Here is a 15,298-nt window from a genome sequence, read left to right on the forward strand (position 1 = left end):
GTGACGGTCCTCGGAAGGAAGGGGCGGCTCAGGCGGCCGCGTCCGGCTTCTCGAAACGGGGGAAGATCGGGCTCGGCGCCGGCAGGGCGGTTCCCGCCTGCAAGCGGTGGGCCGGATCGACATGGGCGAAGAGCCGCCGGTCGGCCGGGACGGCGAGCAGGTCGAGGAGCGCGGCGCCCGCGCTCGGCACGAAGGGCTGCACCAGCAGCGCGACCCGGCGCAGGGTCTCGGCGGTGACGTAGAGCACCGTGTTCATGCGGGCGGGATCGCTCTTCTTGAGCTTCCACGGCTCCTCGGCGGCGAAGTAGCGGTTGGTCTCGGCCACCACCGCCCAGATCTCGGCGAGGATCGCGTGGAGGGCGAGGTCGCCCATCAACGCCCGCGCCTTGTCCGGCAGCGCCGCCGCGGCCCCGAGGATGGCCTCGTCGGCCGCGGTGAAGGCGCCCGGCTCCGGCACCGCCGCGGCGCAGTTCTTCGCGATCATCGACAGGGAGCGCTGGGCGAGGTTGCCCAGGTCGTTGGCGAGATCCGCGTTGATGCGGTTGATGATCGCCTCGTGGCTGTAGCTGCCGTCGCCGCCGAAGGGCACCTCGCGCAGCACGAAGTAGCGCACGGCGTCGACGCCGTAGGTGGCGACGAGGTCGAGGGGATCGACCACGTTGCCGAGCGACTTCGACATCTTCTCGCCCCGGGAGAGCAGGAAGCCGTGGCCGAAGACGCGCTTGGGCAGGGGCAGCCCCGCCGACATCAGGAAGGCCGGCCAGTAGACCGCGTGGAAGCGCACGATGTCCTTGCCGATGACGTGCAGGTCCGCCGGCCAGAACCTGTTGCGCGCATCCGCCGCGTCCGGGAAGCCCGTCACCGTCAGGTAGTTGGTGAGGGCGTCGACCCAGACATACATGACGTGGCCGGGATGCTCCGGCACGGGCACGCCCCAGTCGAAGGTGGTGCGGCTGACGGAGAGGTCCTTCAGCCCCGAGCGCACGAAGCTCGCGACCTCGTTCATCCGGGTGTCGGGGCCGAGGAAGCCCGGCTGCTCCGCGTAGAGCTTGAGCAGGCGGTCCTGGTAGGCGGAGAGGCGGAAGAGATAGTTCTCCTCCTCCATCCACTCGACGGGCGTGTCGGTCTTGATCGAGCGGCGCTGCCCGTCGGGGCCGACCACCGTCTCGGCCTCGTCGTAATAGGCCTCGTCGCGCACCGAGTACCAGCCGGCATATTTGGCGAGGTAGATGTCGCCATTCGCCTCCATGCGCCGCCACAGCGCCTGGGCCGCGGCGTAGTGCTCGGGCTCCGTGGTGCGGATGAAGCGGTCGTAGGAGCAGTTCAGCGCGTCGGCCACCGCCTTGAACCGGGCGGCCATGCCGTCGACGAAGGCGCGCGGGCTCACCCCGGCCCGGGAGGCGGTCTGCTGGATCTTGAGCCCGTGCTCGTCGGTGCCCGTGGAGAACAGCACCGCGTAGCCGTCGAGCCGCTTGAAGCGGGCGATGGCGTCGGTGGCGATCACCTCGTAGGCGTGCCCGATATGCGGCGCGCCGTTGGGATAGGAAATCGCCGTGGTGATGCTGAAGGTTTTGCCTTCGCTCTGGCTCACGTCTGCCGCTCTCCGGATCTTCGTCGCGCCTTGTCGCGCGGCCGGCGCTGGGACGCAACCGAGACAAGCGGCCCGGGCGTCCTCAAGCGGGATCCGGCCGATGGCTGGGCCCGCCTGATTCCGGCGCCGCGGGGGCTCACGGCGTGCGTAGGGCCTGGGACAGCTCCTCGAACAGGGTCAGGACCAGGGGGCGCCGGTCGAGATTGTAGATCGCCGCCTCGCGGGCGGCACGGTTCACCCGCTCGGCCGCCTCGACCAGGGCGGCGAGCCGGGCCGGGCTCTCCGTCTGGCGCCGGTCGAGCTCGGCCGAGACGAAGCGCGCCGCCGTGTCGAGCGCCGTGGCGAACAGGGCCTCCGCCTCCCGGGGCGCGAGCTTGTCGGCGAGCTTCAGGATGCGCCGCCAGTCCGGCGCCGCGATCCGGCCGAGCAGGATCTCGACCTCGGCGACGATGCCCGCCGTCGCGGGATCGAGCATCGCCACCGCCTGCGCCACGGAGCCCTCGGCCAGGGCGGCGGCATTGGCCAGCGCCGCCTCGTCGGGGGCGGGGAAGGGCGGGGGAAAGCCCGTCACCACCGCCCGCACCTGGGCCTCGGACAGGGGGCGCAGGGTGAGCGCCCGGCAGCGGGAGCGGATCGTCGGCAGCAGCCGGCCCGGGGCGTGGCTGACGATCAGGAAGAGGGAGCGCGGCGGCGGCTCCTCCACCATCTTGAGGAGAGCGTTGGCGCTGTTGGCGTTCAGGTCCTCGGCGCTGTCGACGATGCAGATGCGGTAGCCCGCATTGCCGGCGGTGGCGCCGAACAGGTCGAGGGCCTTGCGCGCCGCGTCGACCGGGATCTTGGTCGGCAGGGTCTTGGCCCCGGGCGCCTGGACCCGGCGCAGCGCGACGAGGTTCGGATGCGAGAGCGCCGCGACCTGCCGCGCCGCCGGATGGTCCGGCGCCACGGCGAGGTCGTCGGGCACGGACCGGATCTCGGGATTGGCGACGAGCCAGCGCGCGACCCGGTAGGCCAGTGTCGCCTTGCCGATGCCCTGGGGACCGCCGATCAGCCAGGCATGGTGCAGCCGCCCCGCCCGCAGGGCCTCGACGAAGGCGGCCTGCGCGCTCCCGTGCCCGACGAGGCGGGTCTGCTCCCGGGGGCGGGGAATGTCGGGCAGGTCGCCGGCCTCGTCCGGCGTCTCGGCGCGGTCAGGCCGCATCGTCGCGATCCCGGTTCCGGTCCGGCAGAGACGTCTCCGCGGGCAGCAGCCCCGGCAGCCGCGCGGCCACGGCCCGGCGGATCGCCGCGGCCACGGCGTCCGGGTCGGGGGTGGCGTCGATCACCGCGCAGCGCCCCGGCTCCGCCCGGGCGATCCCGGCGAAGGCCGTCCGCAGGCGCTCGTGGAAGCCGAGCGCCTCCGCCTCGAAGCGGTCCCCCTCCCCGCCCCGGCGCCTGGCGCGGGCGAGCCCGGTCTCCGCCGGCAGGTCGAGGATCAGGGTCAGGTCCGGCCGGGTGCGCCCCACCACCACCCGTTCGAGGGCGCGCAGGGTGGCCTCGTCCACCCCGCCCGCGGCCCCCTGATAGGCCCGGGTCGAATCCGCGAAACGGTCGCAGAGCACGATCGCCCCGCGGGCGAGCGCCGGGCGGATCAGCCGGTCGAGATGGTCGATGCGGGCGGCGGAGAAGATCAGCGCCTCGGCGAAGGGGCCGTAGGGCTTGGCCACGCCCTCCAGCACCGCGGCGCGCAGGCTCTCGGCCTTGGGGGTGCCGCCGGGTTCGCGGGTGGTCACGACCTCCCGTCCGGTGGCCGCGCGCAGGGTGGCGGCGAGCCGGGCGACCTGGGTCGACTTGCCGGCCCCCTCCCCGCCCTCGAAGGTGAGGAACAGGCCGCGGGCGCCGTGCCCGGCCGGAGGTGGCTCACCCTGTCTCTGTTCGGACGCGCTCTCCTTCGCCGGACCGGCGGCCGCCGCGGAGAGCGCTCCAGGCGCATCGCTCGTCATGCCCGGCCCCTATCACGGGTGCCCCGCCAGCGCGATTCCCGCGCGCCTCACGAGGCGTTGGCCGTGCCCTCCTTGGGGCCGGCGCCGCCCTTCGCCTTGTCGAAGGCCTTGCGGATCAGGTCGGTGCCGACCTGGAGCGCCGCGTCGAGGGCCCGCTGCGACAGGCTGCCGGCGGCGACGTCCTCGCCGGCATAGAGCGGCATCTCCAGGGCGACCGCGTCGCCGCGGGTGACGCGCAGCCGGGCGATCTCCCGGCCCTGCTCCACCGGTGCCACGATCGGCCCCTGATAGATCACCTTGGCGGCGACCCGCTCGGAGGAGCCCCGCGGCAGCAGCAGCCGCACCGGCTTCTTGGCCACGACCGGCACCGCGCCCTTCTCGCCGCCGAAGACCGAGACCTCGGCCACGCTCTCGCCGGCATTGAAGACCTGGCGCGGCTCGAAGGCGCGGAAGCCCCATTCCATCAGCTTGCGCGACTCGGAGGCGCGGTCCCGGGCGGTCTTCAGGCCGGACAGGACCATGACGAGGCGCTGGCCGTTCTGCACCGCCGAGCCGGTGAGGGCGTAGCCCGATTCCTCGAGGTAGCCGGTCTTGAGCCCGTCGGCGCCGATATCGAGGGTGAGGAGCGGGTTGCGGTTCTGCTGCTTGATCTTGTTCCAGGTGAACTCGCGCTCGGCGAAGATCTTGTACAGGTCCGGATAGGTGTCGATCAGGTGCAGGGCGATGCGCGCCATGTCCCGCGCGGTCACCTTCTGGTCCGGGGCCGAGTAGCCGGTCGCGTTGCGGAAGGTCGAGCGCGTCAGCCCGATCTGCTTCGCCTTCTGGTTCATCATGCCGGCGAAGGCGTCCTCCGTGCCGGCCATGTTCTCGGCGATGGTGATCGCCGCGTCGTTGCCCGACTGGACGATGAGGCCCCGCAGCAGGTCCGACATCTTGATGCGGCTGTTGACCTGCGCGAACATCGAGGAGCCCCCGCCCCCCGCGCCGCCCCGGCGCCAGGCGTCCTCGGTCACCGTGAACTCGGTGTCCATGGAGAGGCGCCCTTCCTTCAGGGCGGCGAACACGATCTCCGTGGTCATCAGCTTGGCCATGCTGGCCGGGGAGAAGGGCTCGTCGGCGGCCTTCTCGAACAGCACGGAGCCCGATTCCGCGTCGATCAGGATCGCGTGGGGCGCGGCGGTCTGGAAGCTCTGCGCCCGGGCGGCGGAGCCCGCGAGGCCGATCAGGAGCGCGCAGGCGCCGGCGAGGATCGTCGAGGAAAACCGCACGCGCATCGACCGCTCCCGCACACCCGGTGCCATGCCGCGCCCCTTCTCCGCCGAACGGATCACCGCGTCAGCGAAGGGCGCCCGTTCCCCGGCCGGGCCGGCCGGGGCATGGTTCAAGCGTAGCCATAACCCCGCCGACCATACCCGGTTTCACGGCGCGATCGAAGGCAAAACGCCGCGGCGGGCCCGGGGATCACAGCATTGGCTGGCGGCTTCAGCGCGCCAGGGAGAGCTGAGCGCCGGATTTCGAGAAGGCGCCCTCCAGCGCGCCGCTGCCCTGGCGCAGGCGCGCGGCCACCGTGCCGCCGGGCTGGTAGAGATAGACCTCGCCGTCGCGGAAATCCCAGGCCGAGACCTTGGCGAGGTCCTTGTTGGCGCAGCCCGAGGTCGAGGCCTTGTAGAGGTCGAGGGCCGGGGCGCTCGACAGGGAGACCTTGCAGGAGCCGGCGGCGTCCGTGGCGGTCCAGCCGCCGACCACCGCGGAGCGGCCGGTGGCGACCACCGGGGGCGGCGCCGGGGCCGGCGGCGGTTCGACCGAGACGGGCGGCGGCACGGCGACGGCCACGTCGGTCCCGGCGCCGGGGGGCGCCTCCACGGGGGCGGCCGAGGCGCCCGGCGGGGGGGCGAGCGGCGCGGTGGTCACGGTGCCGGTCGGTGCCGGGGCGAGCGGTTCGAGGGAGGCCTGCGGCCGGGGCGTGCGGGCGCTCGGTCCCTCGAAGCGCTGCGAGGCGCAGGCGCTCAGGCCCAGCGACAGGGCGAGGACGGCAAGGGTCGCGGCGTGGGTCGCGGCATAGGTCGCGGAATGCGTGCGCGGCATCGATGGCTCTTCCTGGAACGGTCCAGCTTCATCCCGTCCCTCGCCGTCAAATGCGCTGCCCGCAAGGCGGTGCCACCCGGCCCGGGCCTTTTCGGGCCGGTGTGGCGGAGGTGCCGCACCCGGCCGGGCTCAGACCTCGCGCTCGACCATCATCTTCTTGATCTCGGCGATGGCCTTGGCCGGGTTGAGGCTCTTCGGGCAGGTGTTCGCGCAGTTCATGATCGTGTGGCAGCGATACAGCCGGAAGGGGTCGTGCAGGGCGTCGAGCCGCTCGCCGGTGTTCTCGTCGCGGGAATCGATCAGCCAGCGATAGGCCTGGAGCAGGGCGGCCGGGCCGAGGAACTTGTCGCCGTTCCACCAGTAGCTCGGGCAGCTCGTGGTGCAGCAGGCGCAGAGGATGCACTCGTAGAGCCCGTCGAGCCGGGCGCGGTCCTCCGGCGTCTGGCGCCATTCCTTCTCCGGGGCGGGCGTCTCGGTCTGGAGCCAGGGCTCGATCGCTGCGTGCTGGGCGTAGAAGTTGGTCAGGTCCGGCACCAGGTCCTTGAGCACCGGCATGTGCGGCAGCGGGTAGATCCGCACCGCCCCGTCCTTGTCCTTGCGGGTCAGGAACGGCAGGGCGTTGTCCGGCGTGCGGCACTCGTCGATGCCCATGGTGCAGGCCAGCGCGTTCTGGCCCTCGATGTTCATGGCGCAGGAGCCGCAGATGCCCTCGCGGCAGGAGCGGCGGAAGACCAGGGTCGGGTCGACCTTGTTCTTGATCCAGAGCAGGGCGTCGAGGACCATCGGCCCGCAATCGTCGCGGTCGACATGGTAGGTGTCGATGCGCGGATTCTTCCCGTCATCCGGGTTCCAGCGGTAGATCCGGAACACCTGGACGGTCTTCGCGCCGTCCGGTGCCGGCCAGGTCTTGCCTTCGGTCAGCTGGGAGTTCTTGGGGAGGGAGAACTGGGCCATGTGCAGGCAGCTTCCGCAAGTGATCGGGATCGATCCCGGACGATCAAGCCGCAGAGGGCGATCGTCCCGGGATGGAAGAGGGGCGGGTCGGGCTCAGTACACGCGCGCCTTGGGCTCGATGTACTGGATCTCGTTCGACATCGTGTAGGTGTGGACCGGCCGGTAATCGATCGCGACCGTGTGCGCGGTTTCGTCGAGCCAGGCGAGGGTGTGCTTCATCCATTCCTTGTCGTCGCGCTCGGGGAAGTCCTCGCGGGCATGGGCCCCGCGGCTCTCCTTGCGGTTGACGGCGGATTCCATGGTCACGACCGCCTGGCCGATCAGGTTGTCGAATTCGAGCGTCTCGAGCAGGTCGGTGTTCCAGACCAGGGAACGGTCCGAGACCTTGAGGTCGGCGACGCCCTTCCAGACCTCGTGGATCAGGCCCTTGCCCTCCTCCAGCACCTCGCCGGTGCGGAAGACCGCGCAGTTGTTCTGCATGGTCCGCTGCATGCGGTCGCGCAGCTGCGCGGTGGGCGTGCCGCCATCGGCGTAGCGGAAGCGGTCGAGGCGGGCGAGCGCCTTGTCGGCCGAGTCCTTCGGCAGCTCGGCTTGGCGGGCATTGGGCTCGACGATGTCGGCGCAGCGCAGGCCGGCGGCGCGGCCGAACACCACGAGGTCGATCAGCGAGTTGGAGCCGAGGCGGTTGGCCCCGTGCACGGAGACGCAGGCCGCCTCGCCCAGCGCCATCAGGCCGGGCACCACCGTGTCCGGGTTGCCGTCGCGCAGCGTCAGCACCTCGCCGTGATAGTTCGTGGGGATGCCGCCCATGTTGTAATGCACGGTCGGCAGGACCGGGATCGGCTCCTTGGTCACGTCGACGCCGGCGAAGATTTTTGCGGATTCGGAGATTCCCGGCAGGCGCTCGTGCAGGATCTTCGGGTCGAGATGGTCGAGATGCAGGAAGATGTGGTCCTTGGTCTTGCCCACGCCCCGGCCCTCGCGGATCTCCATGGTCATGGAGCGCGAGACGACGTCGCGGGAGGCGAGGTCCTTGGCCGAGGGGGCGTAGCGCTCCATGAAGCGCTCGCCCTCGGAATTCGTCAGGTAGCCGCCCTCGCCCCGCGCGCCCTCGGTGATGAGGCAGCCGGCGCCGTAGATGCCGGTCGGGTGGAACTGCACGAACTCCATGTCCTGCAGGGCGAGGCCGGCGCGCAGGACCATGGCGTTGCCGTCGCCGGTGCAGGTATGGGCCGAGGTCGCCGAGAAATAGGCGCGGCCGTAGCCGCCGGTGGCGAGCACGGTCATCTGGGCGCGGAAGCGGTGGATCTCGCCGGTCGCCTGGTCGAGGGCGATGACGCCGCGGCAGCGGCCCTCCTCGTCCATGATCAGGTCGAGGGCGAAGTATTCGATGAAGAACTGGGTGTGGTTCTTCACCGCCTGCCCGTAGAGGGTGTGGAGCATGGCGTGGCCGGTGCGGTCCGCCGCGGCGCAGGTGCGCTGGGCGGTGCCCTTGCCGTAATCGGTGGTCATGCCGCCGAAGGGGCGCTGGTAGATCTTTCCCTCTTCGGTCCGGGAGAAGGGGACGCCCCAGTGCTCCAGCTCGTAGACCGCGGCTGGCGCGTTGCGCACGAGATACTCGATCGCGTCCTGGTCGCCGAGCCAGTCCGACCCCTTCACGGTGTCGTACATGTGCCAGCGCCAGTCGTCCGGGCCCATATTGCCCAGCGAGGCCGAGATGCCGCCTTGCGCCGCCACCGTGTGCGAGCGGGTCGGGAACACCTTGGTGATGCAGGCGGTGCGCAGGCCGGCTTGCGAGCAGCCGACCGTGGCGCGCAGGCCCGCGCCGCCGGCGCCGACGATCACCACGTCGAAGGTGTGGTCGATGATGGCATAGGCCGGGGCGCCGCTGCCGTTCGTGCCGTTGGAAGCCATGGGAGGATCCTCGCGTTTCGGGGCGGTCAGACGAGCCGGCTCAGGCCCACGCGCAGGATCGCGTAGAGGCAGGCGGCGGCGACCGCGGCCGCGTAGAAGTTGTTGGCGATGAGGGCCGCGACCTTGAGGCCCTTGTCGTGCACGTAGTCCTCGATGATCACCTGCATGCCGAGCCGCATGTGCACGGTCACCGAGACGACGGCGAGGATCAGGACGATCGACACGAGGGGGTTCGCGATGAGGGCGACCGCCTCCGGATAGGGCCGGCCGGCCATCAGGGCGATGATGACGACGAAGCCGAGCATCAGCAGGGCGTTGGCCGCGCCGGTGAGACGCTGCAGCCAGAAATGGCCGGCGCCGTGGCCGGAGGCGCCGAGGCCCTTCACCCGGGCGCGGGGCGTGCGGATGGAGAGGCTGGGATTCTGGCGGGTGTCGACCTTGGACATGGCGGGCCTCAGCGCAGGATGAGGGCGAGCGCCCAGATGACGACCGTGAGCAGGACCGAGCCGATCAGCGTCGCCCGGGCGAGGCCGAGGCGGCGCTCCCGGTCGAAGCCGATGCCGGCATCCCAGATGAAGTGGCGCAGGCCGCCGAGCAGGTGGTGCATCAGCACCCAGGTATAGGCGAACAGGATCAGCCGGCCGACCAGGGAGCCGAAGAACCAGGCGACCGCGTCGTAGGCGCGGGGGCCGGAGGCGAGCGCCACCAGCCAGACGGCGACGAGAACGCTGCCGCCGTAGAGCGCGGTGCCGGTGACGCGGTGGAAGACCGACATCGCCATGGTCCAGGTCCAGCGGTAGATCTGGAGATGCGGCGAGAGCGGCTGGGCGACCGTGGGGCGGACGGGTGGGGCCATCGCGATGACGATCCTCGGCTCGAAAGCTGGAGTTCTTCCAGGGAACGGTTAGGGCGGCGGGTGGGTGCCGGCAATGCCGCGTATTGCGGTGCGGCATGGGTCGGGGTGAGACTCGCGCGCATCTGTCTCACGGCGGTCCCCCGACGAGGCGCCACCACAGATAGGCGGCCGGGGTGGCGATCAGCAGGGAGGCGAGGCCCGTGGCGATCGTCAGCCGGCTCGCATCCCGCAGGCCGATCCGGCCGAGCTCCATCGTCATCACGATGGGGGGCGCCTGATAGGGCAGGAACAGGGTCGAGTAGCCGACGACCTGGATCATCAGCACGTCCATCAGGCCGAGGCCGCTCGCCCGGGAGAGCTCGCCGGCGAGCGCGGTGTAGAGGGCCGGGGCGCCGTTGGCGGTGGCCACGAACAGGAAGCCGATCGAGAGGCCGACCAGGGTGAGGAAGTTGGTCGCCTCGGCGCCGGGCGCGAGGGGCGCCAGCGCCAGGAGCGCGTGGCCGAGGTCGCGCCCGAGCCCGGTCTCGTTGACCGTGGCGGTGAGCCCGAACAGGGCGGCGACGTAGAAGCAGGTGCGCAAGGGGATCTCGCCGAAGCTGCCCCCGGGCAGCACCCCGATCCGCGGCATCAGGCAGATCACCGCCGCGGCGAGCCCGATCCAGGCGGGCGGGATGCCGTGCCAGCCGTCGCTCATCCAGAGGGCCAGCATCGTCGCGAGAATCACCGAGAGGCGGCGCTCCGCCGGCGTCGCCGGGGGCAGGGCCGGCAGTTCGGGGCGCTGCCCGTCGAGCCGGTCGCGGAAGAGCAGCACCGTGCAGGCGGTCAGGATCGCGCCCTTCAGCAGCGCCAGGACCGGCAGGTGCTGCCAGAGATAGGGCAGGTAGGCGAGGTGCACGCCGTAGAGCGTCTCGGCGGTGCCGACCATGACGAGGTTCGGCACGTTGGCGGGCAGGATCGCCGCCGAGAGCATCGGCGTGGCGATGCCGAAGGACAGGATCGCCCCCGTCCGCCCGGGCCGCCCCGGGGCGAGGCCGAAGGCGTCGCAGAGCGCGAGGATCACCGGCACCATCAGGGCGATGCGGCCGAGATTGGAGGGCATCACGAAGGCGAGCAGGAAGGAGAAGGCGACGAGGCCGCCGATGAAGCCCGGATAGGAGGCGGGCAGCCGCGCGGCGAGCATCCGCGCGAGCCGGTCGCCGAGCCCGGTCCGGTTCATGGCGAGCCCCACCACCATGCCGCTCGTCACCAGCCAGAAGGCGGAGGAGGCGAAGCCCGAGAACACGGTCGGGGCGGGGGCGAGCTTGAGCAGCATCGCCAGGGCGAAGAACAGGAGCGCCGTGACGATCTCGGCCACGAGCCCCGTGGCCCACAGCCCCATGCAGAGCACGAGGAGGCCGCCGGTCGCGACGACCGTCCCCTGCCCGCCCATGATGCCCGCCGCTGCGCCCATGGCCGGGCTTCAATCGCGAATTGGAGGCATTCGCAATTCGGCTTTCGTAGCAGGAGCCTTCGTCGATGGCGAAGGCTGGCGGCGGATTCCGGGGGCGTGATAGGATCGCGCGGCGCGGGATCGGCTCCGCTCCGGACGAACCCGCCCCGGCCGGATCCGCACGCGGCCACCGCGACGCGTCCTTCTCCCGTCCCGGGGAGGCGGGCCTGGACGCCCTCCCCCAAATCCTTCCCGAAGCCCCCTCCCCCATGATGCGCTTCGATCTCGTCGACCTGAACCTGTTCCGCCACATCGTGGAGGCGGGCTCGATCACCCATGGGGCGGAGCGGGCCAATCTCGCCCTGGCCGCCGCCTCGACGCGGATCCGCGCGATGGAGGAGTCCCTGGGCGCCGCCCTGCTCCTGCGCGGGCGCCAGGGGGTGAGCCCGACCCCGGCAGGGCGCGCCCTGCTCGCCCATGCCCGCGAGATCCTCGGCCAGATCGAGCGGATGCAGGGCGACCTCTCGGTCTTCGCTGGCGGCGCGGTCGGGCAGATCCGGGTGCTGTCGAACACCAATGCCCTGACCGAGTTCCTGCCGGAGGCGCTCTCCGCCTATCTCGCCCTGCATACGGGGGTGAGCGTCGACATCGAGGAGAAGACCTCGGACGAGATCGTCTGGCTGGTGGCCGACGGCGCTGCCGATCTCGGCATCGTCGCGGGCACGGTCGATACCGGCACGCTGCAGACCTTCCCCTTCCGCCACGACCGCTTCGTGCTGGTGGTGGCGGCGGGCCATGCCCTGGCGGCGCGCGCGCAGGTCGGTTTCGCGGAGGTGCTGGAGCACGACCTCGTCGGGCTCGACCGGCCGAGCGCCCTGACCCGGTTCCTGTCGGACAAGGCGGCCCGGATCGGCCGGCCGATGCGGCTCCGGGTGCAGCTGCGCAGCTTCGACGCGGTCTGCCGCCTGGTCGAATGCGGCGTCGGCCTCGGCATCGTGCCGGAGACGACGGCGCGCCGCGCCCGGCGCGGCATGGAGATCGCGATGGTGCCCCTGGAGGATGCCTGGGCGGCCCGCGACCTCAAGCTCTGCCTGCGCGCCCTCGATGCCCTGCCCCCCTTCGCGCAGGATTTCGTGGCGCATCTGCGCGGCTGACGCGCCGCCTGCGAGGCCGTCAGAGCCCCATGATCGTATCGACCAGCAGCTTCAGGTTCAGCACCACGATCACCCCGGCGATCGCCCAGGACAGGCCCTTCAGCCAGCCGGGGATCACGAAGCTGCCCATCAGCCCCCGGTCGGAGACGAAGCGCACCAGGGGGATCACCGCGAAGGGCAATTGCATCGAGAGCACGACCTGGCTCAGCACCAGGAGCCTGGCCGTGCCCTGGTCGCCGTAGAGGGCGGTGACGGCCACCACGGGCACGATGGCGATGCCCCGCGTCACCAGGCGGCGCGCCCAGTCGGGCAGGCGCAGCCTTAGGAAGCCCTCCATCACGATCTGGCCGGCGAGCGTCGCGGTCACCGTCGAGTTGAGGCCGGAGGCGAGCAGGGCCACGGCGAAGAGCGTCGAGGCGAGGCCGATGCCGAGCAGCGGCGAGAGCAGCGCGTAGGCCTCCTCGATCTCCTCCACCTCCGTGCGCCCGCCCGCATGGAACACCGCCGCCGCCATGATCAGGATCGCGGCGTTGACGAACAGGGCCAGCATCAGCGCGAGGGTGGAATCGGTCACCGCGAAGCGCAGGGCCTCGCGCCGGCCGCGTTCCGTGCGCGGATAGGCGCGGGTCTGCACGATGGACGAGTGCAGGTAGAGATTGTGGGGCATCACGGTGGCGCCGATGATGCCGATGGCGATGTAGAGCGCGGCCGGGTTCGTCACGATCTCGCGCGCGGGCAGGAAGCCGCCGAGCACCGCCTGGATCGGCGGGGCGGCCATCGCGATCTGCACGCCGAAGCAGACGAAGATCACGCTGAGCAGCCCGATCACGAAGGCCTCCAGCGCCCGGAAGCCGCGCCGCAGCAGCAGCAGCACCACGAGCACGTCGAGCGCCGTGAGGACCGCGCCGAGGGCGAGGGGGATGCCGAACAGCAGCTTGAGCGCGATCGCCGTGCCGATCACCTCGGCGAGGTCGCAGGCGATGATCGCCGCCTCGCAGATCAGCCAGAGGGCGATGCCGGTGCCGCGGGAATAGCGCGCCCGGCAGGCCTGGGCGAGGTCGAGGCCGGTGGCGATGCCGAGCCGGGCGGCGAGCGCCTGCAGCACGATCGCCATCAGGTTCGAGAGCAGGATGACGCTGAGCAGGGTGTAGCCGAACCGGGCGCCGCCGGCGATGTCGGTCGCCCAGTTGCCCGGGTCCATGTAGCCGACCGAGATCATGTAGCCCGGCCCGAGGAAGCCGAAGAGCCGCCGCAGCCAGGAGCCGCCCAGGCGCACCGGCACGCTGGCATTGAGCGCGCCGAGGCTGCGTTCCTCCGGCCGCTCCACCGGACGCGGGGGGGTGAGCTGGTCCATGGCGGCGTCCATCCGCATGCGCGTCGTTCCGGTTCGCCCCGGCCGCCGGAGGCCGGCCCCGCCGGTCGGGGCGGCCTCGGCACCGGGGAGGATGGGAGGGCAGGATCCGGGCCGATCGGCCCAGGGCGATATAGCACAAGCTATAAAGCTGTGCCGAGGCTGATATCAAGCGGACGCGACAGCGTTGCGACGCCGCGCGCCGGGAGGGCGTGGACGGCGGCGCCCGGAGCGCGGGCTCGCGCGACATCCGGGGTCCCGCTTTCGCGCCGCATGGGTTAGACAGCCGCAAGGCGCGGCCCCGCATCGGCGCGCGGATCGGAGGAGCCGGCCACCCCCATGCAGGACACGTCGCAGGATCGGGAGCCGCGTCCGGGACGCGCCTCGGCCGAGGCGCCCCTCGTCGATGCCGAGTTGCATGTCGAGAGCTTCCGGCAGGCGCGCGAGGCGCGCCGGCTTGAGCTCGTCGAGGATTATGTCGAGCTGATCGCGGACCTGATCGGCGACGGGGGCGAGGCTCGGCAGGTCGACATCGCCGCCCGCCTCGGCGTCGCCCAGCCGACGGTGGCCAAGATGCTGAAGCGGCTCGCCGAGGACGGGCTGGTGCAGCAGCGGCCCTATCGCGGCGTCTTCCTCACGGAGGCGGGGCAGGCGCTCGCCGCGCAGTCGCGGGAGCGACACCGCATCGTCGAGCGCTTCCTCTGCGCCCTGGGCGTGAGCCCGGAGACGGCCCGCCGGGACGCGGAGGGCATCGAGCACCATGTCAGCGGCGAGACGCTGGAGGCCTTCCGCCGCTTCGCCGACGAACGCGCCCGGGACGCGTGACGCCGGAGCGCGGCCGGAATCCGCCTGGGGCCGAACGGATTTCGTGAGAAGGGATGAGGACGATGGATCTGGAGAGGCAGGTGGCGGCCCTGGCCGCGGTCACGACGGGGCACGACGCGGCGATCAAGAGCCTGTCGGAGGCACTCGCCGAGACCAGCGCCAAGCAGGTCGCCCACCAGATGGCGATCGGCTTCCTGGCGAGCGTGCTGCGCTCGATCGATTCCGACCATTACGACGAGCGGCTCGGCGGCTATCTCGCCATGCTGCGCGACGCCCTGACCCGGGACGACCCGGACGCGGCTTTGGCCGCCACCGTGCTCGACACGGTGGAGCGGAGCCTGCGCCCGGCGGAGACCGACGCGGATTCCTAAAGCGCGAATCCGCTGCCCGGGCGGCAGCGGGGGTGCTGCCGCCCTGCGCATCCCGATGTCGCACGATGTGCAAAGCGGGGATTCCGGGGAGAGGAGGGCCGGATAGCCGGCTCAAACTTGCTGCAGGCTAAGCCGTTAACGCCGCATCGCTTTTCCGTGTCTAGTCTCATACGCATGCGGTAACGTGATGCGAGCGGGCCATGCGTTTCGAAGTGAGCGAGGATCGGCCGGGCCATTGGTCCTGGATCCTGCGCGGCTCCTTCGGCGAGCTGATCGCCCGCTCCCATGCCGATTACCCCTCCCGGATCCAGGCCTCCGCGGCCGCCACCGCCTTCGCCCAGATGGTGACGAAGGCCTGCCAGCAGATGCAGCGGCGCTAGGCGCCGGCTCAGCGGGCGACGCTCGGATCGCTGTCGTTGATGATCGCGAGATGCCGCGGGAGCGAGAGCTGCGGCGCCTTGATCGCGATCCCGATGCGGTCCATCGGCATGCCGTCGAAGAGCGGCCCGCGGGCCTGCAACGCCTGGCAGACGGAGCGCGCCCGCAGATAGGAGCCCCCGTAGAGGGCCGCGATCAGCAGGAAACGCTCCGGCCCGCTCAGGTCTCGGAGGGCTCGTCCCCGGGGCTGTTGAGGATGTCCTCCAGCTCGTCGATGAGCCGGTCGATCTGGTCCTCGCTCGCCAGCACCCGCACGGTCTCGCCGCCGGCCAGGGCGAAGGCGAGCTCCACCTCCCCTCCGGAGCGGGTGGCCAGGATGCGGACCAGTCTCTTCGCGTCGCTCATGGGTCT

Annotated in this window: 16 protein-coding genes; 4 read left to right on the top strand and 12 right to left on the bottom strand. The window is 71.5% G+C overall.

The annotated features are described in order from the left end of the window. Window positions 1-28: 28 nt before the first annotated feature. From metG to MMB17_RS19955, 10 genes are all read right to left on the bottom strand, one after another. Window positions 29-1,591, bottom strand: coding sequence for a methionine--tRNA ligase (gene metG, locus MMB17_RS19910; protein ID WP_241100025.1), 1,563 nt, complete (start codon window positions 1,589-1,591; stop codon window positions 29-31). Between the two features lie 136 nt (window positions 1,592-1,727). Then, entirely contained in the window at window positions 1,728-2,789 is a 1,062-nt protein-coding gene (locus MMB17_RS19915) for a DNA polymerase III subunit delta' (protein ID WP_238311297.1), read from the bottom strand. Further along, on the bottom strand, window positions 2,779-3,570 hold the full coding sequence (tmk, locus tag MMB17_RS19920) for a dTMP kinase (RefSeq protein ID WP_238311296.1): 792 nt from the start codon (window positions 3,568-3,570) through the stop codon (window positions 2,779-2,781). The genes MMB17_RS19915 and tmk overlap by 11 nt, the downstream gene beginning before the upstream one ends. A gap of 47 nt (window positions 3,571-3,617) precedes the next feature. Beyond that, window positions 3,618-4,844, bottom strand: coding sequence for a D-alanyl-D-alanine carboxypeptidase family protein (locus tag MMB17_RS19925; RefSeq protein WP_241100026.1), 1,227 nt, complete (start codon window positions 4,842-4,844; stop codon window positions 3,618-3,620). A 208-nt stretch (window positions 4,845-5,052) separates the two neighbouring features. Then, on the bottom strand, window positions 5,053-5,655 hold the full coding sequence (locus MMB17_RS19930; protein ID WP_238311294.1) for an AprI/Inh family metalloprotease inhibitor: 603 nt from the start codon (window positions 5,653-5,655) through the stop codon (window positions 5,053-5,055). Window positions 5,656-5,784: 129 nt separating this feature from the next. Next, window positions 5,785-6,609 carry a succinate dehydrogenase iron-sulfur subunit gene (locus MMB17_RS19935; RefSeq protein ID WP_238311293.1) on the bottom strand — a complete coding sequence of 275 codons (825 nt, stop codon included), beginning with the start codon at window positions 6,607-6,609 and terminating at the stop codon, window positions 5,785-5,787. Between the two features lie 93 nt (window positions 6,610-6,702). After that, window positions 6,703-8,523, bottom strand: a complete 1,821-nt coding sequence (gene sdhA / locus MMB17_RS19940; RefSeq protein ID WP_238311292.1) for a succinate dehydrogenase flavoprotein subunit — start codon at window positions 8,521-8,523, stop codon at window positions 6,703-6,705. A gap of 26 nt (window positions 8,524-8,549) precedes the next feature. After that, the gene (sdhD, locus tag MMB17_RS19945) at window positions 8,550-8,969 is read right to left on the bottom strand and encodes a succinate dehydrogenase, hydrophobic membrane anchor protein (RefSeq protein WP_238311291.1); all 420 of its coding nucleotides are present in this window, start codon (window positions 8,967-8,969) and stop codon (window positions 8,550-8,552) included. 8 nt (window positions 8,970-8,977) lie between these two features. Then, complete coding sequence (gene sdhC, locus MMB17_RS19950) at window positions 8,978-9,379, bottom strand: succinate dehydrogenase, cytochrome b556 subunit (RefSeq protein ID WP_241100027.1); 402 nt, start codon at window positions 9,377-9,379, stop codon at window positions 8,978-8,980. Between the two features lie 127 nt (window positions 9,380-9,506). After that, on the bottom strand, window positions 9,507-10,829 hold the full coding sequence (locus tag MMB17_RS19955; RefSeq protein ID WP_241100028.1) for an SLC13 family permease: 1,323 nt from the start codon (window positions 10,827-10,829) through the stop codon (window positions 9,507-9,509). A 248-nt stretch (window positions 10,830-11,077) separates the two neighbouring features. Between MMB17_RS19955 and MMB17_RS19960 the strand changes: the two genes are divergently transcribed. Next, entirely contained in the window at window positions 11,078-11,962 is an 885-nt protein-coding gene (locus MMB17_RS19960) for a LysR substrate-binding domain-containing protein (protein WP_238311288.1), read from the top strand. A 19-nt stretch (window positions 11,963-11,981) separates the two neighbouring features. On the opposite strand, the gene MMB17_RS19965 is transcribed toward MMB17_RS19960, so the two are convergent. Beyond that, window positions 11,982-13,328, bottom strand: coding sequence for an Nramp family divalent metal transporter (locus MMB17_RS19965; protein ID WP_420847382.1), 1,347 nt, complete (start codon window positions 13,326-13,328; stop codon window positions 11,982-11,984). Between the two features lie 324 nt (window positions 13,329-13,652). Here MMB17_RS19965 and mntR point away from each other — a divergent pair, with 324 nt between their 5' ends. From mntR to MMB17_RS19980, 3 genes are all read left to right on the top strand, one after another. After that, window positions 13,653-14,138 (top strand): manganese-binding transcriptional regulator MntR, encoded by a 486-nt coding sequence (gene mntR, locus MMB17_RS19970; protein WP_238311286.1) that lies wholly within the window; start codon window positions 13,653-13,655, stop codon window positions 14,136-14,138. Between the two features lie 62 nt (window positions 14,139-14,200). Next, entirely contained in the window at window positions 14,201-14,509 is a 309-nt protein-coding gene (locus tag MMB17_RS19975; protein WP_238311285.1) for a hypothetical protein, read from the top strand. A 200-nt stretch (window positions 14,510-14,709) separates the two neighbouring features. Further along, window positions 14,710-14,889 carry a YegP family protein gene (locus MMB17_RS19980; protein ID WP_238311284.1) on the top strand — a complete coding sequence of 60 codons (180 nt, stop codon included), beginning with the start codon at window positions 14,710-14,712 and terminating at the stop codon, window positions 14,887-14,889. 217 nt (window positions 14,890-15,106) lie between these two features. Here the strand turns inward: MMB17_RS19980 and MMB17_RS19985 are convergent, their stop codons facing one another. Further along, window positions 15,107-15,292 carry a hypothetical protein gene (locus MMB17_RS19985; RefSeq protein ID WP_241100029.1) on the bottom strand — a complete coding sequence of 62 codons (186 nt, stop codon included), beginning with the start codon at window positions 15,290-15,292 and terminating at the stop codon, window positions 15,107-15,109. Between the last annotated feature and the right edge of the window lie 6 nt (window positions 15,293-15,298).

Source organism: Methylobacterium organophilum (assembly GCF_022533465.1).
Taxonomy (GTDB): Bacteria; Pseudomonadota; Alphaproteobacteria; order Rhizobiales; family Beijerinckiaceae; genus Methylobacterium; species Methylobacterium organophilum.